The sequence below is a fragment of the Phycisphaerae bacterium genome, assembly GCA_012729815.1.
GTDB lineage: Bacteria > Planctomycetota > Phycisphaerae > JAAYCJ01 > JAAYCJ01 > JAAYCJ01.
Window position 1 is genome coordinate 1 of the sequence record JAAYCJ010000097.1, and the last position, 7,465, is coordinate 7,465.

Below are 7,465 nucleotides of genomic sequence, written 5' to 3' on the forward strand. Positions count from 1 at the left end.
AAAACAAATCCGGCCGCCCGCCCCGCATCGCCGCCTCAGCCCAGAACCCGCCGATGATCGGCCAGCACATGACGTTGTGTCGCCCGGGATGCTCATCCGAAAAACCGTCGAAATGCGGCCAGACGGCGGTGATCCCCTTCGGCTGAACGTGAACCGTTTTCATGATCCGCGCGGTCTGGTTCCGATCGGCCACGCCGTCAAGAACGGCAAAGGCCAGTCCGATCCCTTCCTGGTGCCTATCGAGCCGCCCGGCGAGCGGCCCGGAGCCGTGGATAAAATAGCCGTAGGTGCTGGCTTCGTCTCGCCACAGATGGCGGTTGATCGAGCGGCTCAAAGCGTCGGCCTTGTGACGCCATAACACTGAATCGCCGCCCACCTCGTCAGCCATCGCGGCTAGGCATCGATAGGCGTCGACGTAGATGCAGTTGGTGCTCAGACACATGATCTCAAGGGCGTCGGGATAACCGAGGACCGAATCGCAGATGCCGTCGGGGGTGGCCGGAGGAACCGGATACCCAGCGATACCATCGGCCATCATCGCCGGACCTTTGAACAGGCCATATTCAGTGCAAAAACGCTCCTGCTCCATCCGGCGGATCGTCTCGGCAGCCGCCTCCCTGGCCAGCGACAAAAACCCGCGATCGGCGGTGATTGAATAGTGCTCCCACGCGCCGCGGACCCAGATGACCTTATCCCACCACTGTGAATCGCACTGGACCACCAGACGGCCCTGCTCCGTGCGCTCGCAGACGGCCCAGAGGGTGTTTCTGGCGACCTGAGGGATCAGAAGGCTCGCCGCGTTCCAGCAGTTGACCGCACAATCGCGCGTCCAGGGTTTCTCGTAGGCCTGGCCCGCGCGGATCATGCAGCCGCCCTCCGGCAGCAGACCGGTCTTGTTGTACACGGCCAAATCGCACGGAACCGTGTTGATCTGCGTCAGATTCCGCACCGCGGCGTCAAAGGCGGCTTCCAGATCGGCGTGACTGTCGCCGACGACGCGGAGGACGGGGATCTTCACTTGTTCTTTCCTTCGTACGCTTCGAAACGTCCGAACTGGCAGCCTGGACATTGATTGGGGATGTAATCGCCGACGAGGTTCGGCTCCGGCACCCAGCCGTAACAGTAGTCCGCCGCGACGCGAACCGCGAAAAGCCTCGCCTGATCCAGTTCGAGGAACAGCCGAAACGGTTCGCCCTCAAATTGATCGATCGAGTCGCGATCCTTCCACTTCAACGTCAGAAAATGTCCATCGCCTTCCACCGGGATCGAATTCTCGAGCTCAAAGCCAGGGATGGGCTTGTTGTCGGGCACCATTCGCAGTTCCGCCCGGATCTTTCCAAATCGCCCCATCACCGCATTGATCCGAACCGGCCCGCCGCGCGAAATCAGCGGCCGAAGCGTCAAATGCCCGACATCCGACGCCGACTCCATCGCGCAGAACCCGTCCCGCCGGAACCGCGAAACCGTCAGAAACAAAGACTTCTCCCCAGCCGGGAATTTCTCGCCGTCGTTGTGCTCGCCCACAAAAGACGCTGTATAGACCCGCAGCCAACCCGCCTCATCCATGACCATCGAGCTGGGGTATTCACTCCCGAACCCGTATTTCCCGATCCCGCCGTCGGGCAAAAACGGCTGCCGGTTCGTCCGGCTCCAGTGCGTCCCGTTGATGCTGTACACCAACTCCGAATCCACCCGACCCTTCATCCGCGAAGGAATCGTATCGTCAACAAACGCCCCATGCTGGCGATGCAGGAAACCGACAAAATACCCTTCATAGAGGAATTCCGGCATCCCGTAAAACTCCACGTTCGGCGGATCGGACGGGTCGGGATGGATAATGATCTGAGGCTTGGTAAAAGTTCTCCAATCCGTCGTCTCATACAGGGCGATCCGCCGGTCGCCCAGGATCGGCCGGCTGGTGAACTGATACTTCTTCGTCCACGGATTAAACAGAATACTGCACCCAGCGTCCGTGTGCTGCTCTCGCCACACGGCTGCGCGATCGATCGTCCAATGAACGCCGTCCGGCGACACCGCGATCCGGCACGGGCCCTCCGAACCCACCGGATTGCTGGATACGTCGGTATACGCAATCTTGTACCGCCGCGCCGGGTCCTTCTCCAGGGCATCGAAAAACGGCAGCCCGTTGCCCGTGTGCTCTCCGCTGAACACCAGATGCTCCGCCCCAGCCGCCGCCCGCGGATCCGCCGCCGGCTTCTGAAAACTCGGCCGCCACTCAATCCCGTCCTCCGACTCGTACAGGTAAAGGCCCGTTCCTTCATCCCCCTTCGTTCGGTCCGTACTGCCCACGCTCCACATCCGCCACCGGCCGCTCTCCGCATTCCGCTCCACCGTCGGCCCGTTAAACGAATCCCGCAGCCGCGGATCCACCGCCGGCGCATGGCCCGGCCACGGCTCTGCCGAAAACCATCGCCGCACCACGCCTCGCGAATGCTGTATCGGCCAATCGTCGAAAAACAGAATGGTCTTGGTATTCTCCATCGGGTTGTTTCCTTTATCGATTCGCCTCAAAGTCGATCGGCAGCCGCCATGAGTAGCGATTCATCAGGTCGTGATCCGACAGCTTGGCCGTCTCGATCATCATCTCCGGTACGGGCAGAAAGTAATGGTTTTCCGCCCGCATCTTGATGAAGGCTTCCCCGTACGAGTAGCCGCCGCCAAACGCCCCATCCGACGTTTCAAGCCGTTTGCGGGCGTATTTCCCGGCGTAACCCTGGCTGACCAGACAGTCCATCGCCGCCAGTTTCCTATCGATCACATCGGTGATATCGATGAAGACTTCATTGTAGTGATTGCGCCGGGCGTCGAACACATCCCGCGGCAGATGCGCCGCCCCTTCCCCAAAAAAGAACATCTGGGCAATCCGGTGCGGCGGGTTGCGGTCGCCCGGATCCACCGCGTTGGCGAACTGCACCGCGTGCATCACGATCTGCCCGCACACAGCGTGCGGGTTCGTGATCGCGTCGCCCTCGCGCGGAAAGTGAGTCAGAATAACGTCCGGCTTGATCTGACGGATCAGCCGCGTCAGCACGCGGATCGCTTCCCGCGTGACCATAAAGATATCGTCGCCTTCGCCCAGGAAATAGATGTCCTCAAAGCCGATGATCCGGCCGGCCGCGCGAATCTCCTCGATCTTCACGTCGGACCGCTGCGAAATGATCTGAAGCAGCTCCGGTCCGTCGGGAACGGCGTCCGAATTCTGCATCGTGTCCGCGACGATCTTGTCGTGAACCCGCGCCCCGTGCGTCATCGAGATGCATGCGATGTAGTCGCCCCGCCTGGCGTGGTGGATCAGCGTCCCGGCGCACTGATCGAACACGTCGGCCGGATGGGCCCCGATGGTGAGTATCCTCAGCTTCTTGCTCGGACTATCCTGCATGGCGATATCACACCTCTGCGGTTTCTGGATTCGGATTTGAAACGGGCGAAGAAACAACCTGCCGGAGAAACACTTTTCTGGCCCCGTTGATGTGCCGGCCCATGAGCTTGATGCAGGTTCGCCGGTCGCGGCGCTCGAGCGCGTCGACGATGCTCTCGTGCTCCGGGTCGCCGATCGGGACCGACGGCTGATGAAACCAACTGGCGAGCTGGAACGCCCGAATCAAAAGATTGAACTGGTCGATCATGCTTCGCAGATACTGGTTTCCGGAGATCTCGATGATCGTCGCGTGAAACGTCGCGTCCAGCTCGTCGGTTCGGGCGATGTCGTTCCTGCGGATCGCCAGATGGATCTGGCGGACGATCTTCCGCAACACGGCGATGTCTTCGGGGGTGACGTACGTGACCGCCCGCCCGATCGCCAGCTTCTCCAACGCCGCCCGCACCTCGTAGACCTCCGCGATCTCCTTGATCGAAGGCTGTCGCAACGCGATCCCCCGCTTGTGCCGCCGGACGATCACCCCCTGGCTCTCCAGCTCGTACAGCACGTCGCGGATCGGAGTCCGGCTGACCTTGAACCGGCGCGCCAGCTTCTCCTCGTTCCAGCCCTCCTCGCCGCCCGCCTGCGGCGAAAGGAGAAATGCCTTCACCTGCGCGGACAACCGCTGTTTGCTCGCCTTGGCCTTCATGCTGATATCGTACACAATATATCATGCCAATGCAAGATATTTCCTTGGCAAGCCCATAATGCCATCTAGGGCCTGTCAGTCGTATACAATAGATTATGATCCCGGGACGCGCAAAACCCGCCCCAAACCTCGCCAACCGAAGAGGAATCAAATATGGCTCCCCGGAATCGCCCAGCGCGAACCCAAGCCCCCCGTTTCGGCATCGCTTGTCTTAACGGTTGTCTTTTTCCGCGGTCAGGTGAGCTTGGCGAGGCCCATGCCCGCGATGTTCGACGAAGGCTCGATGCTGTTAAAGAGCGTCGCCCTGACCAAACCGGCGCAGCGGTCGGGGATCACGGTAATCTTTATCTCGAGCAGGAATCGCCCCTTCGACGTATTCACGAGCAGGTACTTCAAGGGAACCAGCGCTCGCAGGAAGTACCCGTCGTTGGCGGGCGAGGTCTCGATCCGCACATCGGGCGCCGCGACAGGCTCGCCGCGGCGATACAGGCCTTGGGCCGCCCGGCGGCGAACACCCGGCACGAGGAAGACCTGACCGATTCCCGCGCCGCCGGGGTTCTTCCTGGCGGGCATGGCCGCGAAAACTTCGACGCATGAGCCTTGCCACGGCGTCTCGTTCGGCGCGATGCAGCGGTCGTGGACGCGGGCGACGATGGCCAGGTCATTTCCCGCCAGGGCGAGTTTGATGTCGGCGATCGGCTGATCGGCGAACATCACCGGGCGCGCTTCCTGAGCCGCCAGACGTTCGTCCAACTCGCGCAACGAGCTGATGCGCCCCACCCGCGATAGACAAAGCTCGCTGTCCGCGGGCTTCGTCTCGATCACAAACGACGGTACGAGCCCACGGCCGCGAGGAACGGTCTCGACGATGATCTTCTCAGCGTCCTCGGCCGCCGTGACGGCGAATTCGGCCGACTTCGACGCCCCCGGACGAAGCGAAAACGCAAAGTGGCCTTGGCCGACGATGCGCCCGGCGCCCTCCGGCAGCACGCGCAGGCGAACCGCCCCGCTCGCCGGGACCTCGCCGACGTTCCAGGCTGTGAAACGTACCCGACCCGGCACGCCGCCCGCGTCCACTAGCGGTTTGACGATCTCGAGCGTCGTGTGGACGATCTCCTTCGCCTCCTCCACCGGCACCGGGAAATCGGCGAACGCATGGGGCCGACGTCCCAGCCGCCGCGGTCCCACGCGGCCGACGTCGATCGGGCGAAAACCCATCGCCAGCGCCGGCGAATCGGCGCGGAGGGAAAAATCGCCCGCCGCCGGATCGGCGAACAGCGGATCGGCGATGACCGTCCCGCGAAGCTGGCCACGCGACTGCCAATACGCCAGTGGCCGACGGGCGAAATCGAACGGCTGACCGTCGGTGCGCCAGAAGAGGTTGTCTTCGAACAGCGAGTGGTCGGCCGACCAGTCGCCCTCCCACAGCCGGCCATGCGACCAATAGACGACATTGTGCCGGAAGATATCCGTCCGGTGCGGCTCCGGCCGGCCGAAGGGCGCGACCTGCTCCTTCCCGCCCATCGCGAAAATGTTGTTTCGCACCACGTTGTCGCGCCCGTAATGGCTGAAGAACCCCGGCCCGTCGGTGCGGTAGACGACGTTGTCTTCGATCACGAACTGCGAACTGCCCTCGTCGGGGTAAATCCCCCAGCCGCCGTAGCCGTAGCACCCGACGTCGTGAATGTGGTTGCCGCGGATCGTCGAGCCCGGCTGGACGCCCAGCGTGTAGATCCCGCCGTTGTCGCTCAGCCGCCGCGAGCTGTTGATGTGGTGGATGTGGTTGTACTCGATGCGATTGTCCACGGTGAACGTCGGCGAGTAGCCCCACGTCCATCCGCAGGAGATTCCCGTGTAGGGCACATCGAAAATATGGTTGTGGAGGATCCGGTTGCGCCCGGAGTTACCGACCCAAATCCCGATCGCGCTCGGATAGATCTTGCCGACGTCGTGGATGGTGCAGTCCGACACGGTCGTGCGCATCGACTGGTGCGCCGCCGCGCCGCGCGACCCCAGCGACCCGCCGCGGTTGGCCTGGCGGCACCCGATCTTCACGCCGCCCGCCCCCGCGTCGTGCAGGCGGCACGCGACGATCCGGTTGTCGCGGCTGCCGGGCCGCACCTCGATCGCGTACTGGGCAATCTGCGAGACCTCGCAGTTGTAGAGCACGCACGCCTCCGCGCCCTCCATCACGATCGCCCCGGGCACCGTGATCGCCGCCTGCGCCCAGCCCACCTCATCCAGGCCGTAGCGGAATTCCGCGTGCCGCAGCGAGAGATTCTCAAGCCGCACGTGCCGCACCGGCCGGCCGCCGCGCCCGCAAAAACGCACCAGCGTCGTCAATGCCGGAGCGATCACCTCGAGACTCTCCGGGTCCTCATCCGGCTGCGGCAGATAGTAAAGCGTTCCCGACCGGCGATCAAGATACCACTGCCCGGGCTCGCGCAACGCCTCAAAAACGTTTTCCACGAAGTACCGGGCGAAGAGATTCTTCTCGTCGCGCAGACTGCCGATGCTGGGGCGGTGGAAGTGCACAATGTTGCGCTTCGGGTCAAGCCGCTTGATCCGATGGTGCGTGTCGAACCAGAGCTGGTACGTCGTCAGCTCGACCTCGTCGAGGTTCTTCCACGGCTTGATCTCGCCGGGCGCGAAGGTCGCCCGGTCCGGGCCATGCATCCAGCGCAGGCCGCCCCGGCTGCGGATCTCGCCGATCCCCGCGAAACGGTAGTAGCCCTCTTTCGGCAGCCGCGGACGCCACCGCCGCTCGCCGTTGACGAAAAGCTGCGTGAAGTGCCAGCGCCCCTGGGCCACCTCGGGCAGCGTCGCCACGAGGCACTCGCGCCCGTGGATGCGCTGCGTGCGAAAGCCGGTGATCCTGCGCCCGCCGCTGACGACCGGGGCCTCGCCCGGCCATGCCGTCCAGACCACGGGGCACTTGACCGTTCCCGAATCCTGCGGGCCGAATTCCAGCGTCTCGGCCAGGAAGTGCGTCCCGCCGCGAAGATAAACCGTCACCGGTTTCCTCAGCCCCGCTCGGACCAGCCGCCGCACCGCCCGCTGCGCCGCCGCGATCGACCGCAGCGGTCCGTCCGATCCGTCCGCCGCCGCCTCAGCCAACCGTCCCGACCACCGGTCGTCTCCCGCCGGCGAAACATAAAGGGCGTGCCCATCCGTCTTGGCCGCCACCATCAAACCCTTCGACACCATACCTGCACTCCCGGCACCACAAGCGTCATTCTACCCGAAATGTCTCAAACAACCCTGCCCGCCTACGCCGTCGGGCATCAGGAAGGTCAGTATACGATCTCCCCCCTTTGCGCCAATCCATTTCTCGCTTCTGCCCAGGTGGAATAGTGGAACGAAAAGGAACCGCCGCG

General features: G+C 63.4%; 5 protein-coding genes. All 5 read right to left on the minus strand.

The genetic code is table 11. The annotated features are described in order from the left end of the window. Positions 1-1,018, minus strand: a 1,018-nt coding sequence (locus GXY33_07205) for a hypothetical protein (protein ID NLX04914.1), incomplete at its 3' end; no start/stop codon positions are given. Then, a complete protein-coding gene (locus GXY33_07210; GenBank protein ID NLX04915.1) occupies positions 1,015-2,502 on the minus strand; it encodes a glycoside hydrolase family 43 protein in 1,488 nt (495 codons plus the stop codon). The genes GXY33_07205 and GXY33_07210, both read right to left, overlap by 4 nt. A gap of 13 nt (positions 2,503-2,515) precedes the next feature. Beyond that, the gene (locus tag GXY33_07215; GenBank protein ID NLX04916.1) at positions 2,516-3,400 is read right to left on the minus strand and encodes a hypothetical protein; all 885 of its coding nucleotides are present in this window, start codon (positions 3,398-3,400) and stop codon (positions 2,516-2,518) included. A gap of 7 nt (positions 3,401-3,407) precedes the next feature. Next, positions 3,408-4,088: a GntR family transcriptional regulator gene (locus tag GXY33_07220; protein NLX04917.1), complete on the minus strand. Its 681-nt coding sequence runs from the start codon at positions 4,086-4,088 to the stop codon at positions 3,408-3,410. A 234-nt stretch (positions 4,089-4,322) separates the two neighbouring features. Continuing rightward, the gene (locus GXY33_07225; GenBank protein NLX04918.1) at positions 4,323-7,295 is read right to left on the minus strand and encodes a right-handed parallel beta-helix repeat-containing protein; all 2,973 of its coding nucleotides are present in this window, start codon (positions 7,293-7,295) and stop codon (positions 4,323-4,325) included. Positions 7,296-7,465 lie beyond the last annotated feature (170 nt).